The sequence below is a fragment of the Arenibacter antarcticus genome, from assembly GCF_041320605.1.
Taxonomy (GTDB): Bacteria; Bacteroidota; Bacteroidia; order Flavobacteriales; family Flavobacteriaceae; genus Arenibacter; species Arenibacter antarcticus.
Map to the genome: position 1 here is coordinate 823,883 of NZ_CP166679.1, position 23,812 is coordinate 847,694.

Sequence of the window (23,812 nt, forward strand, 5' to 3'; positions counted from 1 at the left end):
TTTATCATGGTCTGGAAAGCAACAACTAAAATGGAACAAAAAGTAGAATTTATTCATGAATGGTTAACTCAAAAGTATACCATCACAGAACTTTGTAGGTCTTTTAATATATCCCGGCCTACCGCCTACAAATTGATTTCCCGATATGAAAAAATGGGCCTATCGGGACTGATCGAGCAAAAAAGAGCTCCTATCAACCACCCCAACAGAACCGATCATAAAGTTGAGAAGTCAATTTTAAAATTAAAGGGCAAACACATGCTTTGGGGGGCGAAGAAAATTCGCATTTTGTTGTTTAAACAGTACCCAGAAGAACTTATCCCAAGTGTGGCTACAGTTCACAACATCCTTTTTAAAAATGGCCTAGTTAAACCTCAAAAGCGAAGCAGAAGGGTAAAGCCGGTGTTCCCTATCTTCGATCCAAAGAAGTGCAATGATGTTTGGAGTGCGGACTACAAGGGCAAGTTTTTAATAGGCAACAAAATATACTGTCACCCACTTACCATTGCCGACTCCAAGAGCAGGTTTTTGTTTACGGCATAGGGACATTACAAAGAGAACCTTCAGTCCGCCAAGCAAGAGTTTACAAAGGTTTTTAAAAAGGTTTTTAGAAAGTACGGTATCCCGAAACAGATACATACAGACAACGGAAGTCCGTTCGGATCTGTAGCCGCCATCCAAAGATATACCAGGCTATCATATTGGTTCATCGAACTGGGAATCGACCCCGTCTATTCCGGCCCGGCACAACCGGACCAGAACGGACGGCACGAACGTATGCACCGTGATCTGAAGGCAGCTTGTGCCAAACCCTCATCCTTCGACCTAAAGGCTCAACAACGCAGCCTGAATCGATTTGTGAAAGAATATAACCATATTAGGCCACATGAATCTTTGGAGATGAAAACCCCTGCTGATTGCCATGATTTTTCCAATAGACCGTACCCTGAAAAAATTCCGAAATATCACTATTCATCGACCATGAAAGTGATGAAAGTATGCCAAAATGGATCGATGCGATGGAAGTCGTATTACTGGGTGTATCTAACCGCAGCACTTAAAGGAAAATACGTAGGAGCCGAAGATCAAGGTAACGGAATTTGGAGAGTATTTTATAGTGACGTATTTTTAGGTTACTTTAACGAAAAGAACATAAGAGACAAACAAGTATCAATTAGACTAAGTCAGAATCTAGTGTAAAGCATGTGACTTTAACTTTGTAAACTATGTATCCTAACGAACAGCTTGATTGAACAAATATCAATTAATGAAACAAAACGAAAGAATAATAATCATTGGTGCGGGACTTAGCGGTCTTACCTTAGCATATTTATTATCAAAAAAGAATGTGTTTGCAACAGTTTTGGAAGCCTCGAATAGGCCAGGTGGTAGAATACAAACCATAAAAGGAGAAAATGAAACACCTCTAGAATTAGGTGCTACTTGGTTCTCTGTTATGCATCCCAACTTAATTTCATTATTGGATGAATTAGAATTAAAAAAATTCCCTCAATATTCTAAAGGAAAATCTTTATTTCAAACCAAATCATTTGAACCAGCTCAGGAATTTTATATACCCGAAGCCGAAACGCCATCTTATAGAATTGCAGGCGGAACAGAGAGTTTAATAAACACTTTGAATGAAAAAATAGATGCTGAACAAATTAAACTAAAAACAAAAGTTGTTTCCATTGAAGAAACTGAAAATGAATTAATAGTTCAATCCAATAAAGGAGAAAAATTTATAGCAGATAAAGTAATCTTATGCTTACCTGCTCAGTTGGTGGGTTCGCAAATTAAATTTATCCCTGAATTGCCTAACAATATTTCAGCTGTTTTACCAACGGTCCAAACTTGGATGGCGGGAGCCCTTAAATTTGTTTTAGAATATTCCGAACCGTTTTGGAGAAAAAATGGATATTCCGGAATGTTGTACAGTCATGTAGGAATTGTTTCTGAAATGTACGACCATACCAATTTTGAAGAAGATAAATTTGGTTTCACAGGCTTCTTGAATGGTAGTTCATCAACCTATACTAAAGAACTCAGAAAGGAACTTGTATTAAGGCAATTAGAAGAACTTTTGGGAAAAGATGCTTCAACTCCTTTAACTTACTATGAAAAAATATGGACAGACGAATTTATTCTAAATGGTAATCGAATAATCAATATACCACATCAAAATAATGGACATCCGTTATTTCAGAAAACCTATATGGGTGGTAATTTATTTTTTTCAGGGACAGAATCCATTGATGAATTCTCTGGCTATATGGAAGGAGCAATACTTTCAGCGAAAAATACTTTAAAAAAAATATTAAAATAAAAAATCCAGCAGGTAACAATGTATCCTATGAAAAGCACTAGTCCAGTTCTCTAAAGTTAATATTTTATCCTTTAACTATCTCATAATATTAGTTTTAAACGTATTGAATTATGAATGAGGCTGTGCATCATTTAAAATTCAATACCATATAACTTGCTCGGCATCCTATATGTGATCCACGTCTTAGCAGAAGTGGTCACCAGCATCTGTATGATTATAAGTTATAATAAGCCTGGTCACTTGCTAACCGATGTGATACATGGGTAATGTCCACCTACATTGTTTTGTGATCCAAGCAAATCTACTATTCTTGGTGAGCTTAGTTATTGTATTACCGTTCATCCTCTTAATTTTATTCCAATACCCCTATCACATAAGGGGTCTCCGTCTTTATTACAGCTAATGTTCTACTTAATAGTTTCCTAGCTACCTTTACAATGACACTCTTCACATTTTTTCCATGATGCTTGCGGTAATAGCCCTGCATCACGGGATCTGTTCGAATAGCCTGCCAAGAAGCTTCTATGAAATAACTTCGTATTAAGCGGTGAGCACGCATACTCACACCGGTATGGCGGACGGTATCACCACTTTGGTAAATGCCCGGCGCCAGACCTACATATCCGGCCAAATGTTTAATATTCTTAAAACGGCGTAAGTCTCCCAATTCACTCAAAATACCACTGGCAACTATTGGACCTATCCCAGGAATACTTCGTAAAAGCATATAATCTTTCTTGAAATGTATTTTAGTATATCGACGCAATAATGTAGAAACATCACGAAACTCCTGATCAATAAACCGAAAGCTGCGCATACGGCTTCGCAAAACTTCATTGCCAGTATCATACTCAAAATCCAGACTATCAACCCAAACCCTAAACTTATGGCTCCAATGGTCGTTATCAAGATCCTGTGGTATGCTAATACCATAATACAACAACTGCATTTTGATATAGCTCTTGATCTGACGCATATCCTTTACCAAATCATTCCTACGACGAAACAAACTACGTAATTGCTCTCTACATTTATCTGGAACACATATACTACTCAGTCTGTCATCTTTTAATTCACGCGCTATAAGCTGCGCGTCTATTCGGTCTGTCTTAGTGTGACGCTCCTTGCCCTTTCTGAAAATATCGGCTGGATTGACTACCAATGAGCGCCAACCGTAACTTACAAAGCAACGATGTGCGTGGTACCCGCAGCAGCCTGCCTCATAGGCGGTAGACACTTCATAAGCTGGATAATGTTTGGTTACATATTCCAAAAGCAATTCCGCATGAGGCTGCATGCTAAAAGTCTTGCCGGATGAAAGATCAGTCGCACAATGTACTTTCCAACTACGCTTGTGTATGTCGATACCAATGAATAACTTAGGTGTAGCAGTAATTTGAGTGTTCATATCTTTAATTTTTAGTTCATCTTAAAGATACTCGACTTACTGCTTTTACATAGATGCTAACCGCAATTACAGCGGATTTGACTACGTACGAATCCACTCGGAATTACTAAAGCTAGTGCTAAATCTAAAATTAACGCATATTAATCCGTAACTGACAGTTATACGAGACCGTTACCTGCAATAAGAGCAAGGACACCGATATAAAAAATCTTCTACATAAATGAGAATTGAGGTAAAGAAAATAGCGACACTCACAGGTCATAGCGACTCAGTATATGCTTTAGATAAAGGAATAGAAGAACATCTTATTTTCTCTGGTAGTGGCGATAAGATAATCGCTCAATGGAATTTAAAAACATTTCAAGACGAAAAATTTGTAGCTAGTTATCCTACCGTTTTATATTCTATTTGTCACATACCCGAAAAACAAATATTACTGGCAGGAACTTCAGATGGCAATGTTCATATATTAGATTTAGAAAAGAAAGAAAAAATAAAAATTCTAAAAAATCATACTTCTCAGATTTTTAATATTAGGTATTCTATTAAAACCAATTGCATTTATACAGCTGGTGGAGACGGTAACTTTGCAATTTACTCACTTGACACCTTTGCCTTAATCAAGATTGAAAAACTTTGTAATGAAAAAGTACGAGATATTGATTTTAATTATAAGACTTCTGAAATAGCTGTTGCTTCAGGAGATTGCAACATTCGTATTTTTGACCTAAAAACATTACTAAAAAAAAAGGTCTTTGTTGGACATCGGCTTTCGTCAAATGTTGTGCGTTTCAGTCCTGATGGAAAATTCCTTTTAACGGGGGGTAGAGATGGTCATTTGAACATCTGGCAAGTTGGACATTATGAGAAAATAAAATCAATTCCTGCTCATGATTGGGCGATTTACGATATTGCATACAGCCCAAATTCTAACTTATTTGCTACGGCTAGTCGTGACAAAACATTAAAAATTTGGGATTCGAAAACATTTCAACTATTAAAAGTGATTAACAAAGAAAAATATGATGGACACCTATTTTCTGTAAATAAATTAATTTGGAGCACCTACAATAATTATTTGATTTCTGCAGGGGACGATAGAACTATTATAATATGGGAGATAAATTTAAATATGATCTCATGAACCAAATGACAGTTGCAGAAGGTTAGATCAAATGCAAGGTAATCTCTAAGTTATAATGCATTTTCAAGGAGAACACCGACCGAATATATGTTAAACTTAAAGCAGGTAGCAATTAATTAACTTCGTAGTACGTCGGAAAATCACAACTAATTTTCCGCAACTAACCATACACAAACGTTGGGCCCAATTAAAAAAATTCGTTATAATTCAACAATTAAGTTATTTGATCGTATCTTTGATAGCATCAAATGATAGTATCAGGAATGAAGCCTCCATATAAAATAACACCAGAAATATTAAGGTTAATCACTTCCATTTCGGAAAAAATTGGAGAGGTTAATGCCAACTTTTTAAATAGACCTTCCCCAAAATTAAGAAAACAAAATCGTATTAAAACAATTCATTCCTCTTTGAAAATCGAGGGAAATCATTTAACCGAAGAACAAATCACAGCACTTTTGGAGAACAAAAGAGTAATCGGTCCCAAAAAGGATGTTGTTGAAGTGCTTAACGCCATTGAGATTTATGAGAACTTAGGAAAATACGATCCAAACAACGAACAATCATTTCTAAAAGCTCATTTAAGGTTAATGGAAGGGTTAATTGAAAACCCTGGAAGGTATAGGAAACAAGGGGTTGGAATTGTAAAAGGTCCAAAAGTAGAACATATGGCGCCACCTTTTGATAATGTTCCGTTTTTAATGAAAGATCTAATTGAATACCTAAAAAAAGGAGATGAAATAGAACTAATAAAAAGTTGTGTTTTTCATTACGAAATGGTGTTTATCCATCCATTTATAGATGGGAATGGTAGAATGGGAAGGTTGTGGCAAACCTTAATATTAATGGAGAAATATCCTCTTTTTGAGTTTTTACCTTTTGAAACGCTAATTAGTAATGATCAGGAGAAATATTATAAAGCACTATCTGAAAGTGATAAAACCGGACAGTCAACAAAGTTCATAGAATATATGCTTAACGTTATTAACACTTCTATTAGTGAACTTTTGAATTTCAATAACAGAACATTAAATGAGAAAGACAGATTAGAATATTTCGTTTCATTGAATAAAATTGCATTTAACAGAAAAGACTATATGACAATTTTTAAAAACATATCTTCAGCTACGGCAAGTCGAGATTTAAAGAAAGGCGTTGAATTAGATTTATTTGAGAAAATTGGAGAAAAGAACAAAACAATTTATCGCCTTAAATAACTGGGCAAACACAGTAAATAAAAAATTGCTATTTTTAGCTTACCCAATGTGAGTTGCTTTGTTTGCTTGCATCTGATTTTCCTTCGGAAAATCCTCGCACTCAAACACGCAACTTTCCATATACATAAACGTTATGCCTAAGCCCTAAAAATATTTCGTCTTAACCCAAACAATACCAGATTTTCAGATTTAACCTCCGAAAAATTTGGGAGATTTAAAAAACCAAAAGAGGAATAAAAATGAAAGAGATTTTTTTAAAATTCCAAAATTATTTTTTGGATATTTGCCTTACCTCCCACATAAAAACGTTTAAGAATAGTGCCGCCATTCAGTCCAATATCCTCACTAGACTGTTTGTCTTGAAATTCGGCTAAGCCTTGCGCCTTCAAATCTGAGTTGAGTTCGGTAAAATCAATAAAATTTACACCAAAAGAAATTCTGCCGCCGGGCACCTCTGAATATGCATTCATCGGCTTGCTATCCAAATGCAATCGAGATTGCAAATCTCCAAACGATGAATGTCAATCCGTGTATTCTCATCTCTTCTACTTTTTTATTTCTATCTATTTATCAACCGTTTATGTTATTAGTTTGCTTTTAAAGCCCGCATTGAACCTTTCCTGTGGAGCGAATGCAATTGCAAAGTATTGCTTTGATCTTGAATACCTAGCCCTGTATCCTTGTTTCAATAAAACAAGTAGTCCTTCCCCTCCCCTTGCCTAAACAGCTATAATTATCGTTCAGGGCTTAAAAATGTATTAATTTTACCGTCAAGCTGCAGAATGAAAAAATGATTCCTGTTTCCATTTATAAACTTCATCTTGTCAAAATAGCACATTATGGGCATGTCGTATAACATAAAAAAGAAAATAGCCCGTTTCGGCATTGCATCCAAGGGTGTGGTTTTTATTTTAATTGGTGGCTTAACGGCCTGGAGCGCTTTTGGAAGCGGCGGCAAAAAAACAGATAGTAATGGGGCTATGACGTTTTTAATCAAGCAGCCTTTCGGTCAGGTGCTGCTCTGGGTATTGGCCATCGGCTTGGCGAGTTATGTTTTTTGGCGCTTGTATCAATCCTTTATCGATCCCGAAAATGAAGGGAATGATCTAAAAGGATTGGCAACTCGTTTTGGCTATCTTTCGAATGGCTTATTTTACCTGTTTATACTTTATGGTGCTGTCAAGTTACTTCTGGGTGGCGGCAGTAGCGATGGCGGCAACGAGTCAATGATTCAAAAACTCCTAAATACCGGATCCGGCAGGTGGATAATAGCTGCTGTGGCACTCATCTATCTGGGACAAGCCATCTATCTCATGTTTCTTGCTTACTCCGGAAGATTTAAAGCACAGATAAAAGAGACGGGCATGGCTGATAAAACACAAAAACTCATGTTAAATTCGGGTCGTGTGGGCTATACCGCTTTGGGCTTGGTTTTCGGAATGATTGCATACCTTACCGTGCGGTCTGCCATGTCGTTCGATGCATCAAAAGCGGGTGGTATAAAAGATGCGCTTATATTTATTCAAAATGAATTTGGCGTCTTGGTATTAGCCATTATGGCATTTGGTTTGGCAACCTTTGGTGTATTTATGATTATAAAGGCCAGTGTGCGCGATATGAAATTTTAAGTTACCAACTCAGCCTGGCCTTATCCGATAATAGACACACTGCGAATCCTTTCATTGGCAATGAACACGGAAACTAAAGCCTAAGCATCTTAAAAGACAGGTGTAAAAAATGTATTTTCGCCCCACATGCTGCTCCACAGTTTTGCTACCCATTTACTGGAAGCAGGCACCAGTCTTTGGTATATCCAAAAGCTCCAAGACCATAGCAGAAAAACGAACTACAGAGGTATACACAAGTTGCAATAACAAACAACCAAAAGGATGAAAAATTATGGATATAAATTGGCAACTAATTTCTTTGATTAACTCTGGTTGACTTTTTAATGGGAATTACCGTTAGAAACGTCCTTATTCCATAGACTATTATGAATTTTGTCCTTCTCGGTTTAACATTAAAAAAAAGATCATTAAAAACAATTTTATTGGAAAAATCTATTTTTAATTGGTCTTATTCGGCTTGACTTTGATTTTTAGAAGAGAGATTTTAGAGTGTAAATGGAAGAAACAGGCGGCCCAAACATTGTGGGTCAAGGCATTGGATATACTGGAGCATGCTGACCCCTCTATTTATTTAGGAGCATACGGAGAATCCCGCTTGTAAACTAGCTCAAAAATGTTCTACTTTTTTAAATAGTGCAAAACTTGCATTTGTTTTGACATTATTTTTCCAAAACGAAAAAAGCCGACTCCTAAAAGTCGGCTTTCCCTTTGTACAGGCGGAGAGACTCGAACTCTCACACCTCACGGCACTAGATCCTAAGTTTTCAATATTATGGCTTTAAAAACACTCAATTAACTGCTTTTCAGTGTTTTACAAAATAACAGAAATTATTTAAAACCATATAAAGCCATTTAAAACCGTCATTTGTTGTACCTATGTTGTACCTAAGTTTCGTAACTTTATAAAAAGTTGGACAATGGCAACCATTCAGGTAACGCTTCGGAATAAGAAAAATAAAGCTGGACTTTACCCTATTTGCATTCGTATTACCAAAAATAGGAAATGCACCTTTATGTACCTAGGACAATACATTGATAAACAAAATTGGGACAAACAAAACAACAGAGTCAAGAAAACCCATCCAAACTATAAACGACTAAACAACTTTATTCTAGCTAAACTTGCAGAAATCAATAAATCGCTTTTAGATATTGAAAGTGACAACAGTCCCATCACTCAAATAGAAGAGATTAGGAGTAAGATTCAGAACAGAAATAAGAATCACTCCTTTTACGAATTTGCAGAATTCCACTTTCAAGAATTGGAACGAAATAAAAAGTATTCCAGAATCAATGCTGAACGCCCCTTACTCAATAGAATTAAGAGATATCCAAAGGCCAAGACCTTAACGTTCGAAGCTATAACACCGCAATTCCTACGAGGTTTCATATCCTATTTACGAAGCAGTAAAAACAGCATTGGAGAAAGAACCATCGTTAACAACCTGATTTTTATCCGGACCTTGTACAACAGAGCGACTCAACAAAACTTGATATCCAAGGACCTTTATCCTTTTGGTAATTCCGAAGGCAAGATCAAGATAAGAATTCCAAAATCTATAAAGATTGGCCTAACCGCCGAGGAAATCACAATTATGGAGAACCTGGATCTTTCCGACAATCCCAGGCAACACCACGCACGAAATGTGTTTCTTTTTAGTTTTTATCTCGCTGGAATGCGAGTTGCAGATGCACTTAAAATGACGTGGGCAAACGTGCAGGGGGAGCGAATATATTATACGATGAGCAAAAATCATAAAAACTTATCGCTTAAAATTCACAACAAGCTTCAAAAAATATTGGAAGAGTACCGCCCGAATAAAACTTCGGAAAAGGATTATATTTTTCCCGAATTAAAAAATGCCACCAACGACCCAAAAGATATCCTGAGGCTCACCAAAATAGGAAATAAAAGACTCAATACAAACCTCGGACAAATTGCCCATAGAGCTGATATTACCAAAAAACTAACCATGCACGTTGCCCGCCATTCCTTTGGCAATATCTCTGGTGACCGAATTCCGCTACAGGTGTTACAGAAACTCTATAATCATTCCGACATTAAGACTACCATAGAATATCAGCAGAATTTCATCAACAAAGACCTGGACGAAGCGCTGGATTTGGTAATAGGGGCTTGATATAAGTGTTTTATACAATTGAGTTTTCTTAAATCGGTAAAGCTTGCTCAATAATTAGAAGACACATATCCCTAATCCCAATGAAGCTTTTGAAATTCTTCTCTCATAGCGGGCCTGTTCTTGTATTGTTGAAGTAAAGATTCCTTTAATTCTTTGGCAGCTAAAAGCCCACCCTTCACACCTGCCATCTTTTTTAAACACCGCACCAGGGCTTTATATTCATTTCTACCGGTATTATTTGCTTCAGTTTCGATGGCTGTTTTATAATAACCCAATAGTTCTACCGAATATTCAGGCTCCAGTAGATGGGTGTATTCCATGATCATATAAATATTGTTTGAAGCCCCAACAAGTTGGAGCAGCTCGATGATCATTTGTTCCTCTATTAAAATTTGGGCCATATCGTTTAGTGGTATCCCCTGATAATGGAGATGTTGGCGATTTCTCAACTCTGCAATCAAGCGATTTCGTTCAAATTCCCAGTCACCAACGGGAATGGTCTGCTTAAAGTACCTGTAATACGCTATCTTTGAGGTGTTCTCTACAAACAGTTCTCTGGCAAGGTTACGATATTGGATATCATCTCCCTGCTGTTTATACACTTCAAGCAATTGCACTTTCCAATCATGAATCGTACCCGACTCATTTTCTTGACCTGCAATTTCAACACCTTTAAGAATTAACCCTTTGGCCTGATTATAATCGTTATCAGCTAAGGCACTGTCTACACGGATTTGGCGGAACTTACTAAAATCTAAGTACTCGTCAATTATAGCATCAGCTTCCTTGGTTTTTCCTTCGGATTGCAAGAGGTTGATTTTCTGCAATAAATATTCTTGTAAGTAATACTTTTTACTCCAACCTTCCGAATTATTCAGTTCGTTAATCTTATGCTCAAGAAACAAATGGGCCTTATCCAGTTGATTCAAAACTATAGCAGTTTCAAAAAATAGCGCTTCCAAATGATCTCCCACACCGTAATCATCATAATCGGAATTCTGTACTTGTTTATGTAACCATTCAAAAATATGATCCTGTAACGTTTTTGAATCGGTTGTGTTCAGGATGTTTCCAATCATTTCAAAAGATTCCGCTATGGCACTACCGCATGCACCGGAGGAATCGTCCATGGATTGAATGGCATTGACACCTTCCATGGCGATGGCAGCTACAATGGAAAAGGCTTCGTTAAAATTTTCTTTCCCATAATAATCCTCGGCTAGGATAAGAAAATGATTGACATCCCGCATGGCCTTGTGACTATGTCGATAATCAATATACCCCCCATATTCATAATCCTCAAAAATCCCATTGATCTGGTTTTGATAATACCCAATAGTATCGAGGCCGCCTATAGTTTCCTGCTTTGAAAAGGTTGAAGTGAGGTGCCGTCTGAACGCTTCATTTTGACTTCCATAGTCACGCAAAAAGCTCCTTAATTCATCCGCGTTGGCAGTTTCTATTAAGTGTTCCCAATTATTTTGTCGATGTGGTTGTTGCTGCTCTATATTGGTGATGGTTAGTGTTTCTATTATTGCGATGGCTACTGCGGCAACATGTTTACAAACGACACCGTCATAAGGGCAATCACAACTATAACTACGAACGCTACCTACACCATCAGCTTCAATTTCTACATCATAATTTCCGTAGTTACCTGAAACCTTTGCAGACCAGGTCCCCTTACTTTTATCATGTAATTTTAAAATATGACCATTATCGAAGTACTCTTGGCCACGGCTAACTATTATACTGGGGATTTTGCTTAAAAATTCATCCATTTCACATCCGCTATGTTTCTTAACAAAAATAGTAAACCCGTTTTATTGTTGGACCAGAAGGAGAAGCTTTTAGTATCAAAAACATCCATGTTTTGGTCACACCTCTCAAGATCTTATATACGGATTTCATCACCCATCACCTATAATAAAAGAAATTTTGTTTCGGACATGCTTTCTAGTCTTTCTCTATGGGAAGGCATTTTTTTTTAAATTTCCCTGTACGGAAAGCACAATGTTCGGTGGGTTCCATATTATATACTTTGCTGCTATTAATTATTGCAAAACTATAAATGGATGCCTATTCGTGATAATCCATCGTAAAATATCCTTCTAGCCCGTACCAACTTCAATTAATTCTTGAAGCAAATTGCCCTTAGAGCTGATATCACCAAAAAACTTACCATGCCCGTTGCCCGTCATTCATTTGGCAATATCTCCGGAGACCGAATTCCGCTACAGGTACTACAGAAGCTCTATAATCAATTATATTCTTAGATTTAAAAATAAACACGTACCTTTGTTCACTATTCACACGCGTTCACGTTCTCGTGAACACGTAAATATAGTGAACGATGAATAATCAAGGTATTGTGCAATACGCATTGGCCAATCTTCAGAAAACAGGTGAAATCGAAGCCAAATGGCTTGATTACGCCCCAGATGAAGTCCTAGATGGTACGATAACCCTTACTCTGAACGATCGGACTATTAAGTTAAGAATAGAGATTAAAAAAGAGCTGAGAAATATCCATCTACCAAAATTGGAGGCCTTTGCCAAGGAATATCCTCCTTTTATGATTGTTGCACAAAGGATATTCCCCAAAATAAAACAAGAGCTTCGCAATAGGAACATCGCCTATCTTGAGGCTAACGGTAATATTTACCTAAAAGAAGGAGAAACCTTTCTTTGGTTGGATGCCAACGAACCCATCGCCATCAAACGTAAAACTACCAACAGGGCATTTACCAGAACCGGCCTAAAGGTTGTTTACCAATTCTTATTGGACGATACTTGGGTCAACAATACCTATCGTGAGATAGCTGTAAGAACGGATACAGGAATCGGTAACATCACAAACATCTTTAACGGCCTAAAGGATGAAGGGTTTCTGCTTCCACTTACCAAGGATACGTATATAATGCAGAACAAAATTAAGTTGCTCGAAAAATGGATTATGGCCTATGAAAAAAAGTTAAAACCAAATTTGGCCATAGGAACCTATCGATTCGTTGATAATGATACTTTTTTTAATTGGAGAGACATTAAATTAAAACAGGGGAAAACATTCTGGGGAGGTGAACCCGCCGGGGATATTTACACTAATCACTTACGTCCTGAGGAATTGACACTATACACCACCGAACCAAGAAACGAACTTATGAAGAACTATAGGCTTGTTCCTGATGAAGGCGGCAATGTCAAGGTCTATGAAAAATTCTGGAAAGTAGATATCGAAGATACAAACGCCGTTCATCCGTTGCTCGCTTACGCCGATCTAATGATGCAAGGAGATAGACGATGTACGGAAACCGCTCAAAAAATATATAATGAGTACCTATAGAATAAATTTTAAACAACTCCACCAACGGCCAGATTTCTCTGAAATGCTGGCGGCCTTGGAGCGTGGTTTTCAAAAATTTCAAGTCGATTTTTACCTAGTAGGTGCAGTCGCCCGTGATCTATGGATGACGGCCATCCACCAAATTCCACCGAGTAGAATAACTAGGGATATCGATTTTGCGATCTTCATAGAGGACAAAGGAACCTACGAAAACCTAAAACACTATCTTATTGAAATTGAGCACTTTCAACCTTCAAAAGAGAATAATTTCGTACTGTTGTGGCAAGGAAGAATGCAAGTTGACCTACTTCCTTTCGGAAGCATTGTAGATGAAAATGTGAAGGTGAATTTTGTAGATACAGGTCTTACCAGTTTGAACATGCCCGGCTTCAAGGAAATCTATGATAGCGGACTGCCCGTCGTAGAATTGGAAGGGGAACATCGATTTAAGTTCTGCTCTTTGCCTGGAATAATTATCCTAAAGCTCATTGCATGGGAAGACCGTCCTGAAATCAGAGGAGATGACCTAAAGGATATCCTTACCATCCTATCCCACTTTTTCAACATGTACACCGACCAGATTTATGAGCATCATTCAGACCTATTTGGCAACGATAATTTTGGACTTAATCTCATTGCCGCCCGTGTGATGGGTCGTAAAATGAAAAAAATAGCGATCAGGAGCGACAAGCTCCATAGTAGGCTCTCCAATCTTCTAGAAAGAAATACGATTGATATCTATACAAGTCAAATGGCAAAGATTATGGCAAATTTAGCCGATACTACTGTTGAGGAAAGTCTTAGACCGTTATTGGAAATGCGTCTCGGTTTTCAAGGTGATTAAGAGCTAGTTTTACATTCAATCATAAATCCTAACTATAGCATTCTTGCGCATGGATCCTGCGGAGATTCTTTAGCGGTTCCAGGAAATAAGCCTACCTCCTTTTGGCTTTAAGATGAAAATTCGTAGGACGCAACCAAGTCTTGTCTTGGTGCATAATACCAATTTTTCCCCTATCCACAAGAAACACACCCGAAGATGCCAACTTCAATAAAACACTTCTCTCATAAAACCTACATCGTAAGCCAATTCCCCTTCTTTTTGGAGTAATCCGTAAGCTCGTCTTTAAACCCGTTAGAGGCTTCTTCCTCTTTAGAAGTGGCAGGGCCTATGAGCGTATCCAGGGCGTCCCACCCTGTCCGGAGCATGCTGGCCCGTTCTTGACGGTTCCGTTGCGTAGCAACGGCCACCAAAGCTTCCTTGAATCCGTTTGCCATATGGTGCTCCACTAGTTCGGGTGGCAAATTGGGCAATACACCTTCCGACACATAACTATACGCCACCTGTTTATAAAGTCCACGTTCCATTAAATGGCCCATCCAGAGGCTATTTAAATTATCCTGTCCTTGGGCTATCATATGATTGAGGATGAGCGGCTGTGTGGCCATAGTGCTGGGAAACTCAGAGGACGATTGCAAATAGTCCTGCATTTTTGCTGAAAGTGATACGGTAACCGAATGTTTGGAGTACATAGAGCCTACCCTTAACTTTCCACCCTGCTGCTCAAAATAAAAGCCCCTAGCATTGAAAAAAGCGATATAGTCCCTGGGCGATTTCTCAAAAGGTGCCTGCATCCGTTCGGCGTAGCGATGGTAGGCTTGTAGGGCCAAGGTATCGAACCGCTCCCTAAAGGTTGGGGCCATAGCGTTGTAAAGCTTCGGGAATACCATGGGCAAGAATAGGGCGGTGGGACCCGGTTTTATCTCTTTGGCGGATTTGTCATGCAGCAGCCCTTCCAACAACTTTTCATTTTCGCGTGCAAATCCAATTGGCATATACGGATTTACACTCGTCTGGAGTAAGTGACTGCCCAGATCGATCGGCACTTGGTGGAGCTTGGAATTCGCATAGATCAACACTCCCTTATCGTATCGTACGCCCAGACTTTGTACAAGTGTACCAAGGACCTCCCTTTGGTCCAACGTACTGGTGAACAGCCGATCCCTGGCCCGTTGGATAAGGTCGGCCTTCTTTTGCAACTGCTGTTTTTCCTTGTTATAGGCGGAGGTACATAGCTCCTCGCTGAAGGGATGGTAGTAGGAGTCGATCACCTTCCACAAGGTCTGATTATCGGTATGCAGGTATTTCTTAAGGAAGAGAAAGCGCTCCGATTTCATCATTTCCCTAACCAAAACATCTAGGAACGTCCCCATGATATGTTCCGAGAACAGAGACTTGTGCTTTAAATCCCTATAGGTCCTTTGGTAAGCTTCCCTCAAGCAACGTTGGAACTCCAATTCCAATTGCCTGCTGTCCATATACATTTGGGTGTGTTCGGTTTGGAACAACTCGGGGTTCTCATAGATACCAAGGCCATTGGCGATCTCGTCGCTGCGCAGCACATAGCCCGATTTATCATAGATGGTGAAATCCACCACCTGTCCCTGATCGTTGTAGCTTAGTCTACAATCGAGCTTTTGATGGGAGCCCAGGATGTCCGGCAGGTGCTCGGGGCGAAGGGTCCTAAAAAGCTTATAGGTGGTGCGCAACTGCTTTTCCAAGCGTTTTTTTACCATGGGCAATAGGGCCGATTGTTGATTGCGCTCGAAAACTTGTTGGAGTTTGGGACCGGAGAATTGCGGGTGTACGGTATAGCCGCCAATAAAACGGGACCGGCACCCTTCCTTGGTAGCGATGCCATAAGCTACCCCTACCCTACTGGAACGCTCCACTACCTTCAATTGGATGTGGTACTTTTCCAGTAGTTTGGCAAGTTCGTCAAAGCTCCGCACCTTATGTTTTTGTAAGGTATTGTTCAGGATGTCCTGCATATAGAATCGGACCCCGTTACCATCCTGGTGGTTAAACTGGGGAGTTTCGAGTTTTGGAAGCTCCCTGACTGTTCTTTTTTCCGGGGAGGGGGAAAGCCCAAACTGTTTCTCCAGGTGTTTCTGGGCAGCCATGCTCCTTCTATAGTCAAAGGAAAGGTTGATCTGGCTACAGTCCTCCCTGATGGTACTGGAGACGATATGCACGTGCTCGTGCTCGGTATCGTAGTGCCGTACCACGATGTAGGGCTGCTCCCAATAGCCCATGTACTCCATATAGGCTTTGGACAGGGCCAAGAAGATATCATCGTCCAGGTGTTCGCCTCGGGGAAGGTTCAGGGTGGCATGTACGTAACGCTTTTCGGAGGCATGGCGGAAGCCCAGAAAGACCAGTACCTGTTCGAAGATCCTGAGGTTGGTATCCGTATCGGAATAGGTATTGTGGAAGCCGAGGATGGTAGAATCCGGTTTCCCCAGTACGTATTTCAGTACGCCTTGCACTTTGTTCCGATATAGGAGTCGTGCGATCATTGGAGGTTCGTGTTGTTAATAATCGTATTCAAGGTAGCGACCAGTTCATTGGCCTTTTGCATCTCGTCTACAAGACATGCATTGGGGCTTCGTCTGTTCTTGTAATGGGCCACTTTTACCAATTGGTTGATGTTAGCGCCTATTTTGTTCAGTTGATACCCGATCTTAGGCGTCCTAACCGGTAGGCCTTCCACTTTTTCTACCTCCTTGTTCAAAATGAGCGCTCTTAAGAAAGGGCCCACCGTTCCCCTTTTCTGGAAATCGACATGATAAGATCTTAAAAGCGTTTTCACTTTTTCCAGCTCTTGGGTATTGAACCGGAGTGTGATGGCATGCTTTCGCTTGCTGTCCCCTAACCGTTTTCTGCCGACTTTACCAATTGCCATTCCTTTTTTTGTTGTTTTGACTGCCGAAGGCAGCCTTTTCACTTCGCTAGAAGTAGGAGTTTTGCGTTGCGCAAAACATAACTTGCTATCCGTTAAAAACGGATAATCTTATCTAAATATAAAGAACCAAAATACACTATAAAAGACTTATTTACAGTATTTTAATACTCTAAACCACATCAAACCATATAGAACCATTTAAATACAGTCCAACAGTTTATCTGGTCTTTCTATTTGTTTGAAAAAGTGAAAAAAGCGATCCAATGGACATGATTTCATAGCTAGGGAGAAAAAGGGCAAGGGGTTTTTCTCCCCTTGTGCTTTGGTGCGGCTCCGAGGGTGTCGGGAAAGACGCCCTCCACAAACCTTACTAGTCGGATCGATGTAAAGTGTGGGCAGGGGAAAGATTAAAACTGAAGGATGACCCGACTCCCGCAGAGGCTTGGTATATATTATAAGAATAATTACAACCTAAAGTCTAAATAAACCTGGGGTTTAGTAAACTCTAAAGGATTGGAGATTTGTTTCTTCAAAAGTTCATTTTATAGAGCTAAGTGTAATGGCTTTTCAATTTTTTTATTACGGTTCCATTTGCCTTTCTTTAATAGTTCCAGCAATTCACCCTTGAAGTAAACGATTTGGGGATCTTTTGAAAGAATGCATAGACGTGGGCTTAAGTAGGACTCTATTTTTTAATTCAATAAATTATCGATTGCCAATAATGTTCTGGAAAGCCCACGTATTCCTGGATTAAAATCAAGAATAAAGAGAATCATTGCTGAAAAGTTAGAAGGGAGTTTGGAAAATAGTCCTTAACACATTATTGTACTATTCTTAACTTATTCTTATGGATTTAAGGTTAGGATATATCCTACATTTAGACTTTAATTAACCAAATAAAAAGTTACACATGAAGTACAAATTACTCCTAATCCCCGTATTATTTTTTTCAATCAATTTAATAGCCCAAGACTTAAATTATAAATGGAGTGTTGAAGCTAATTACCCTATTTCTGTTGGTGATGAACTTGGTAATGACAATCCTGGCATTATCGATTTAGGGTTGAAGTATCGTTTTGTTGATTTAGATATTGTTACTTTCGGAGCAGGGATCAGTGCTGGAATTTTTCATGACAATATCAATTCGGCTACTGAGAATGGTATAGATTTTGACGAAACGAACCTATTTATACAACCAAGAGTTTTTGCAGAGTTTAAATTGCCTACTATGAAAAGGCTACATCCTAGTGTTGGTTTAGGATACACCGTAGTGAGATCTAAGTTTGATGGCACCATTGGCAATTTTGCAGAGACCCCAGATGAAGCAATCGTATCTGGGACAGAATCAGATGGGGGGGTTAATATTAATTTAGGGCTTTCTTATGATGTTAATAATAGGTTTTACATTCAAGCCCAATATGATTATATCCGATTGAATGTTCGTCCAGATAATTCTCAATTAAATAAAAATCAAAATTTGGGTCTTTTAAAGTTAGGTTTCGGCTTTAGGTTTTAAAATCGTAAAAAGGTATCCTTTAAAACGGCCGTTTGATGGTGCAAAATAAATTTAATTGAGGGCTAAGATATAATGGTCCCATTTACGGTCACTTAAAGTAGTTTCGTTACTTCACCTTTTAAGGAACTAATTGAGTTTGTTAAACGGGACTTGAAGTAAACAATTGTCGATTTTTGGAGTGTCTAAATAAACCTAAGGTTCAAGCCAACCTTAGTGGATTGGTGTTTTATTCCTTGAAAGGTTCGTATTGTGGGATATCGGAAAAATGATTTATTCTGGAGCAGAAGCTATAAAAACTGTGATAATCAAAAGTGCAAGGTTATTTCGTACATTTAACTAACATAAGACTTACCCTGCACATGAAAGAGTATTTGGTATACCTGTTTTTTGTTATGTTTTCCTTGAGCGGAGTTAGCCAGGAGTTTATTGAGAAAAGTGGTATTGAGTTAAAGTCTTCCCAACGGCTCTCCTTTTCGGGCTTAAGCTATCCCGAAGGGGTGAACGGAGAAGTGTTCAAAAACCTCAAAATAGATTATAAAATCTCAGAAAGATTGATGGTGCAGTTACAACATTTCTATGAGAAATTCGGATCGCATGAGGAAACAAATTCATCGTTTTTAGCGAAATGGAAAGTTAAAAAGAACCTTCATTTCTATGTAGGGCCAGAATCTAAATTTCAAATCAAACAGGTAACAGGTGAACATGAGCTCATGAGGGTCAATTTAAATGTTGGCTTGGGCTATGAAGTAAATCCCAGTCTATTGTTGGAGCTGGGCTATCCTATCCATACTAATAAGGCCGCATTAGAGACGTTCGGAAACAGGGCAAAGCCAGCTAAATTTTCATTACGGGCGAAATTTTAGTTAATGCCAGGAATAAAAACTGTTTCTTATAGCATTAATAATCTGAAATATTTTCTAACAAAGGAATGCCTAATTAAACTATTATCCTGCATGTGTATTAAGTGCGTACACATTTCATAAAACCATAACTACTATTCTAATAGAGCCCCTTTAAGTTGAAATTTGCCAACACCAGGCATTAGGAGAATAAATGTTTCACTTAAAAACTTACAGACAATATTCAAACTGATTTTAAGAATTGGGACGGACGTTAATAGAAATATCTTCGTCCAGTGTCTATGCAAAAAGTGTTGAACAGGTTAATGCATTCTGAACCCGGTCCAATAAATTTATCCTGAAGGTAAACACCAATTCAAATACGGCATTATTGTCTGGGGCCAAAAAATTGATCCGGAAATATAAAAAACATGGGACAAAGTAAAAGGGGGCGATACGGCCTCTAAATCAATTAAAACCTATATCCTATTCGCAAATGTAAATTAGCTTAGGTGCTGCTTCACTATCATTTTCTACGTATCCAGTTTGTTTGGCAAATACATATCTATATCCTATCCCGATTCCAGTTTCATAGGTAAAATGTTTTCCTAAAATTCTTCGGATTCCCCAAGTCGGAACTATTGAAATATCATTTATAATACTAATATTGTTGGTGTTAATTTGGTTTAAAAGAACTTATATTAGCCTGATTAATCAATATTGTCTACTACAGATTCCCCTGTTAAATTATTGAAGAACAAACCCGTCCAAGTACCGTCCAATTCTAATATTTCCCCATTATTGATTTCCCTGAAGGTCGCTAAAAAACTAGCCTTATTTTTCCTGAGAAAAACAGTGTAATTTGATGTTAACGTACTTCTTGGGTTAAGCATAAGGGCATTTTCAAAATAATAAGAAAATGGAAAATATGTTTCTTCTTGTGTTAAAGGCACTTCAACACCGCCTACTAGGTAACTGTAGCGCTCAGATAATAGACTCAACTCTTTTGTAATAGAAACCTGAACTTCCTCATAATTAAGTTTTGAGAAGGCTATTGAGTCATTAAATCTGAATAATGAACTGCCTTGCACATCCTTAAGGGGTTCAATAACTACCTCCATAGGTGTTTCGGAATCATTCCTAAAATGTAATTCTGGAATTTTTTCTTCTACTATACTTTGCCCATCGGTTAGGTTTAGCTTCCATTGTATATTAATTAATTCAAAAGATTTTAATCTTTGCTCATTATCAATTAGAGTATCGTCGTCACTACACGATATAAAACCAATGGATAAAAATAATGTAATACATATTTTAGTTAAGTTCATTTTTTCAATTTAATGTTTTTTTTAGAATGAATGGCAACGGGTTTGTGTCTAGTAAACAAGGGTCTTTATTTTTAATTACCTACGGAATTTAATTTACAATTTCAAACTCGTCATATTGGTTCCTAATTTTGATTAATTTATTATTTTTAAAAAATAGCGTAACCGAGTTTCTTCCATCTTTTGATGAAGATATATTCTCAAAAAATGTAAAAAACCATTCATCATAATTTTTCATATCCGGGTCATATGGTTTTTCTAACGATTTAGGAGGGAGAACAATTTGAAGATCTTGATACATTGGTATTTGATATATGGCAATTAATTTTCCCATTATACTATCAAGTGGGTCATTAATATTGATAGAAATATCACTTGGTTGATCTTCTGGCCAATTTTGAATAGGATCCAGCATGCCCCCTCCTTTTTCTATCGAGGTTACTTTATTTTGATCAAATTGGATTAATACCCTTTCTAAAACTCCTGTTGTTGTTTCTAGGGTGATTGCATTGTACAATGAAATATCACTTCGTATTTCTTCCGGTTTCGAATATGGTTTTTTGTAATTTATATTTACACTATGAATGTTTTTTTCAACGCTTATTTTTTGAAGTTGTTTGTAAACTTCTAAAGGGGAACTACCAATTTCCAGGGTCCATTTTTTTCCCTTCGTAATGTTCTCAATCTGTGGAAAGGAATCATCCTTTATACAGGAAAATAAAAACAATACAGAAAAGACTAATAAAATTAGTTTAGAGAATAGATTGATTTTGGTGAAATTCCTTTTCATGACTTTAAATTTTAATTGATATACAAATGTATATCAATTTTCCCAATAACGGGAAAATTAAATTTTGATGGTTTGAATTTTATGATTGTTCCAGTGTCTATCCTTACTAAATTACATCGATATCTCTTTATTAATTATAAAAATTACATAAGTTTGACATAAAGGTTTACTATGGCAAAAAAAAGGTACCAAGGAGAAATTAATGATAAGGAACGATCTAAAAAAAAGCTTATAAATGCTGTTGGTAAGGTACTTAAAACCAAAGGTTACATAGGGTTGTCGGCCACGAATATAGCAAAAGCGGCCGGGCTAAGTCGCCGCTTGATTACTATATATTTCGATTCTGTGGATGACTTGGTGGAAACTTATGTTCGGCAAAAAGACTATTGGATTTCAGCTTCTGGAAACACCGTGGATATGATTGCGGCCAATAAAGGTAAGGACACAAAATACATATTGGACTACATGATTCAAAACCAACTAGATTATTTTTTCAATAATCCAGAAATGCAAAAACTCATCTTATGGGAAATCAGTAAAAAAACGAAGATAATGTATGAAGTTTGTGAGGATAGGGAACATCTAGGATCAGAGGTTTTTAAACTGACCGATGTAGAGCTTCAGGGCAAAAATATTGATATAAGAGCAGTAACAGCACTTTTGGTAGCTGGCATCTATTATATGGTCTTGCACGCCAAATCGACCGACACCACATTCTGCGAAATTGATATTAACCAACCTGAGGGAATGGAAAGGATTAAAAATGCCATAAGTTTAATATTAGAAAATGCTTATAATAATTGATTTGCATTAAAAAGGGGGTCTGGCCACCTCCTTCCAGAAACATCTAGAATGGGGTTAAGTACCATAAATTGTCTGGTAAAACAGCCATTTTACTAGACGGTTTATCCAACTCAACCAATTTTTGGGCGGAGTGTCCCATTTCTGGTTTTTTAAATAGTTGGGCTTCATACCCCTAGTTCCGGTAATACACTTTTTACAGAACCAGCAAAGTATATTTAAACGACCATATGATCTACAGTAATAAAAGTCAAGTACTTTTCTGATGCTCAGAATAAACATAGTTTATTTTTCCCGTATCTTTAATTAGTTTACACTTTTAACCTTTAAATGCCCAAGATGGATTTTGGATATGTAAGAGTTAGTTCCAAAACACAAAAATTGGATTTACAAGTTGATGCTCTATTAAAAGCGAAGGTTCTCCGTAAGAATATTTTCTCAGATATAGTTTCAGGAGTAAAGGCCGAGAGAAAAGGTCTTGATGAATTACTACCAAGATTAAGAGAGGGAGATACTTTAATTGTCTGGAAAATGGATCGCGTGGCCAGAAGTCTTACCCATCTAATAAAGTTAATGGAAGACTTTAATGATAAGGGCATCAATTTTAAAAGTATTCAGGAGCCTTTTATTGATACAAAGTCCCCTCATGGGAAATTTATATTTGCCATATTTGCTGCCTTTGCACAATTTGAACGGGATCTTATCATTGAGAGAACTAGGGCAGGGCTTGAAAGTTCAAGACGGAAGGGTATTAGACTAGGAAGAAAACCGGGACTTGGCGATGAAGCAATAAACAAGGCTATACTTGCTGAAAATTATTACCGGAAATACGATTTATCGGTTGAGGATATCATGAAATTAATTGAAGTGCGCTCCAAACGGACCCTATATAAATATTTAGCATATAGAGGCCGAAGGAATTGTGCCATCTGCAGAAGTATCCTATGGGACCAAAAGCAACCAGTTGATGGTGCCTTTTGTAAAACTCACAACAAAAAGGTTTTCAAGTTTATTAATGACCGTTGTAAATTGGATACACCAATTGGAGATTTAGCAAGGGAAATGGTAAGTGATGGAAAGTTTCCTACTAAATCCGAAAAAGAGATTTTCAAATACTTAGAAATAAAAAGTATCGCTGGAAGAATCCACCCTCTTTTTTTAGAATTTAAAAACGAATACAAAAGGTTTAAATAAGAATACGATTCTTTCAGGATACAGACCGGGCCCTTCTCATATGCTGATCAATACTTGTATTTTTTTGGAAAAAAATTACAACTTTTTCCTAATGCATTGAATAGCCCTACTTTTTGCATAGTATTTAAAACTCCAGAACCGTCATGATCTCTCTAAACCCCAAAATGTTGTACCTATGTTGTACCTAAACGAAAAAAGCCGACTCCTAAAAGTCGGCTTTCCCTTTGTACAGGCGGAGAGACTCGAACTCTCACACCTCACGGCACTAGATCCTAAGTCTAGCGTGTCTACCAATTCCACCACGCCTGCATTATTTCCGATTATTATCGGGATGCAAATATAAAGCAATTTTTCAATTCTGAAATACTTATGCAATAAAAAGTTCTTTTTTGTA

21 protein-coding genes and 1 tRNA gene are annotated in these 23,812 nt (G+C 37.8%); 14 read left to right on the forward strand and 8 right to left on the reverse strand.

Annotation, left to right across the window (positions count from 1 at the left end; all coding sequences use genetic code 11):
- Positions 1 to 6 precede the first annotated feature (6 nt).
- The 3 genes from KCTC52924_RS03470 (at position 7) to KCTC52924_RS03480 (ending at position 2,326) form a co-directional block, all read left to right on the forward strand.
- Complete coding sequence (locus tag KCTC52924_RS03470; RefSeq protein ID WP_370671504.1) at positions 7 to 543, forward strand: helix-turn-helix domain-containing protein; 537 nt, start codon at positions 7 to 9, stop codon at positions 541 to 543.
- Positions 544 to 720: 177 nt separating this feature from the next.
- Positions 721 to 1,200 carry an integrase core domain-containing protein gene (locus KCTC52924_RS03475; RefSeq protein ID WP_370671541.1) on the forward strand — a complete coding sequence of 160 codons (480 nt, stop codon included), beginning with the start codon at positions 721 to 723 and terminating at the stop codon, positions 1,198 to 1,200.
- 67 nt (positions 1,201 to 1,267) lie between these two features.
- Positions 1,268 to 2,326 (forward strand): NAD(P)/FAD-dependent oxidoreductase, encoded by a 1,059-nt coding sequence (locus tag KCTC52924_RS03480; protein ID WP_251808815.1) that lies wholly within the window; start codon positions 1,268 to 1,270, stop codon positions 2,324 to 2,326.
- Between the two features lie 352 nt (positions 2,327 to 2,678).
- Here the strand turns inward: KCTC52924_RS03480 and KCTC52924_RS03485 are convergent, their stop codons facing one another.
- On the reverse strand, positions 2,679 to 3,734 hold the full coding sequence (locus KCTC52924_RS03485) for an IS110 family transposase (RefSeq protein ID WP_251808814.1): 1,056 nt from the start codon (positions 3,732 to 3,734) through the stop codon (positions 2,679 to 2,681).
- A 220-nt stretch (positions 3,735 to 3,954) separates the two neighbouring features.
- Between KCTC52924_RS03485 and KCTC52924_RS03490 the strand changes: the two genes are divergently transcribed.
- The gene (locus KCTC52924_RS03490; protein ID WP_251808813.1) at positions 3,955 to 4,878 is read left to right on the forward strand and encodes a WD40 repeat domain-containing protein; all 924 of its coding nucleotides are present in this window, start codon (positions 3,955 to 3,957) and stop codon (positions 4,876 to 4,878) included.
- A gap of 263 nt (positions 4,879 to 5,141) precedes the next feature.
- Positions 5,142 to 6,095 carry a Fic family protein gene (locus tag KCTC52924_RS03495; RefSeq protein WP_251808961.1) on the forward strand — a complete coding sequence of 318 codons (954 nt, stop codon included), beginning with the start codon at positions 5,142 to 5,144 and terminating at the stop codon, positions 6,093 to 6,095.
- Between the two features lie 254 nt (positions 6,096 to 6,349).
- Here the strand turns inward: KCTC52924_RS03495 and KCTC52924_RS03500 are convergent, their stop codons facing one another.
- On the reverse strand, positions 6,350 to 6,565 hold the full coding sequence (locus KCTC52924_RS03500) for a hypothetical protein (protein ID WP_251808812.1): 216 nt from the start codon (positions 6,563 to 6,565) through the stop codon (positions 6,350 to 6,352).
- Between the two features lie 369 nt (positions 6,566 to 6,934).
- Here KCTC52924_RS03500 and KCTC52924_RS03505 point away from each other — a divergent pair, with 369 nt between their 5' ends.
- The 3 genes from KCTC52924_RS03505 (at position 6,935) to KCTC52924_RS03515 (ending at position 9,864) form a co-directional block, all read left to right on the forward strand.
- Positions 6,935 to 7,723, forward strand: a complete 789-nt coding sequence (locus tag KCTC52924_RS03505) for a DUF1206 domain-containing protein (RefSeq protein ID WP_251808811.1) — start codon at positions 6,935 to 6,937, stop codon at positions 7,721 to 7,723.
- A gap of 126 nt (positions 7,724 to 7,849) precedes the next feature.
- Positions 7,850 to 7,969 (forward strand): hypothetical protein, encoded by a 120-nt coding sequence (locus KCTC52924_RS03510; protein WP_251808810.1) that lies wholly within the window; start codon positions 7,850 to 7,852, stop codon positions 7,967 to 7,969.
- Positions 7,970 to 8,640: 671 nt separating this feature from the next.
- On the forward strand, positions 8,641 to 9,864 hold the full coding sequence (locus KCTC52924_RS03515) for a site-specific integrase (RefSeq protein ID WP_251808809.1): 1,224 nt from the start codon (positions 8,641 to 8,643) through the stop codon (positions 9,862 to 9,864).
- 71 nt (positions 9,865 to 9,935) lie between these two features.
- Here the strand turns inward: KCTC52924_RS03515 and KCTC52924_RS03520 are convergent, their stop codons facing one another.
- On the reverse strand, positions 9,936 to 11,645 hold the full coding sequence (locus KCTC52924_RS03520) for an SWIM zinc finger domain-containing protein (RefSeq protein WP_251808808.1): 1,710 nt from the start codon (positions 11,643 to 11,645) through the stop codon (positions 9,936 to 9,938).
- Positions 11,646 to 12,217: 572 nt separating this feature from the next.
- On the opposite strand from KCTC52924_RS03520, the gene KCTC52924_RS03525 reads away from it, so the two are divergent.
- Positions 12,218 to 13,207, forward strand: coding sequence for a type IV toxin-antitoxin system AbiEi family antitoxin (locus KCTC52924_RS03525; RefSeq protein WP_251808807.1), 990 nt, complete (start codon positions 12,218 to 12,220; stop codon positions 13,205 to 13,207).
- Entirely contained in the window at positions 13,194 to 14,051 is an 858-nt protein-coding gene (locus KCTC52924_RS03530; RefSeq protein WP_251808806.1) for a nucleotidyl transferase AbiEii/AbiGii toxin family protein, read from the forward strand. Before KCTC52924_RS03525 ends, KCTC52924_RS03530 begins: the two co-directional genes overlap by 14 nt.
- Positions 14,052 to 14,281: 230 nt before the next feature.
- On the opposite strand, the gene KCTC52924_RS03535 is transcribed toward KCTC52924_RS03530, so the two are convergent.
- Entirely contained in the window at positions 14,282 to 16,567 is a 2,286-nt protein-coding gene (locus tag KCTC52924_RS03535; protein WP_251808805.1) for a relaxase/mobilization nuclease domain-containing protein, read from the reverse strand.
- On the reverse strand, positions 16,564 to 16,953 hold the full coding sequence (gene mobC / locus KCTC52924_RS03540; RefSeq protein ID WP_251808804.1) for a plasmid mobilization relaxosome protein MobC: 390 nt from the start codon (positions 16,951 to 16,953) through the stop codon (positions 16,564 to 16,566). The genes KCTC52924_RS03535 and mobC overlap by 4 nt, the downstream gene beginning before the upstream one ends.
- 910 nt (positions 16,954 to 17,863) lie before the next feature.
- Between mobC and KCTC52924_RS03545 the strand changes: the two genes are divergently transcribed.
- Together KCTC52924_RS03545 and KCTC52924_RS03550 are read left to right on the forward strand one after the other, a co-directional pair.
- Positions 17,864 to 18,469: an outer membrane beta-barrel protein gene (locus tag KCTC52924_RS03545; protein ID WP_251808803.1), complete on the forward strand. Its 606-nt coding sequence runs from the start codon at positions 17,864 to 17,866 to the stop codon at positions 18,467 to 18,469.
- Positions 18,470 to 18,828: 359 nt separating this feature from the next.
- On the forward strand, positions 18,829 to 19,332 hold the full coding sequence (locus KCTC52924_RS03550) for a hypothetical protein (protein ID WP_251808802.1): 504 nt from the start codon (positions 18,829 to 18,831) through the stop codon (positions 19,330 to 19,332).
- Between the two features lie 686 nt (positions 19,333 to 20,018).
- Here the strand turns inward: KCTC52924_RS03550 and KCTC52924_RS03555 are convergent.
- Together KCTC52924_RS03555 and KCTC52924_RS03560 are read right to left on the reverse strand one after the other, a co-directional pair.
- Positions 20,019 to 20,636 carry a hypothetical protein gene (locus KCTC52924_RS03555; protein ID WP_251808801.1) on the reverse strand — a complete coding sequence of 206 codons (618 nt, stop codon included), beginning with the start codon at positions 20,634 to 20,636 and terminating at the stop codon, positions 20,019 to 20,021.
- Positions 20,637 to 20,724: 88 nt separating this feature from the next.
- The gene (locus tag KCTC52924_RS03560) at positions 20,725 to 21,360 is read right to left on the reverse strand and encodes a hypothetical protein (protein ID WP_251808800.1); all 636 of its coding nucleotides are present in this window, start codon (positions 21,358 to 21,360) and stop codon (positions 20,725 to 20,727) included.
- A 234-nt stretch (positions 21,361 to 21,594) separates the two neighbouring features.
- Here KCTC52924_RS03560 and KCTC52924_RS03565 point away from each other — a divergent pair, with 234 nt between their 5' ends.
- Both KCTC52924_RS03565 and KCTC52924_RS03570 read left to right on the forward strand, forming a co-directional pair.
- The gene (locus KCTC52924_RS03565; protein ID WP_251808799.1) at positions 21,595 to 22,227 is read left to right on the forward strand and encodes a TetR/AcrR family transcriptional regulator; all 633 of its coding nucleotides are present in this window, start codon (positions 21,595 to 21,597) and stop codon (positions 22,225 to 22,227) included.
- Positions 22,228 to 22,563: 336 nt separating this feature from the next.
- Positions 22,564 to 23,418, forward strand: coding sequence for a recombinase family protein (locus KCTC52924_RS03570; protein ID WP_251806483.1), 855 nt, complete (start codon positions 22,564 to 22,566; stop codon positions 23,416 to 23,418).
- Between the two features lie 227 nt (positions 23,419 to 23,645).
- On the opposite strand, the gene KCTC52924_RS03575 is transcribed toward KCTC52924_RS03570, so the two are convergent.
- A tRNA-Leu gene (locus tag KCTC52924_RS03575) sits at positions 23,646 to 23,727 on the reverse strand.
- Positions 23,728 to 23,812: the final 85 nt, after the last annotated feature.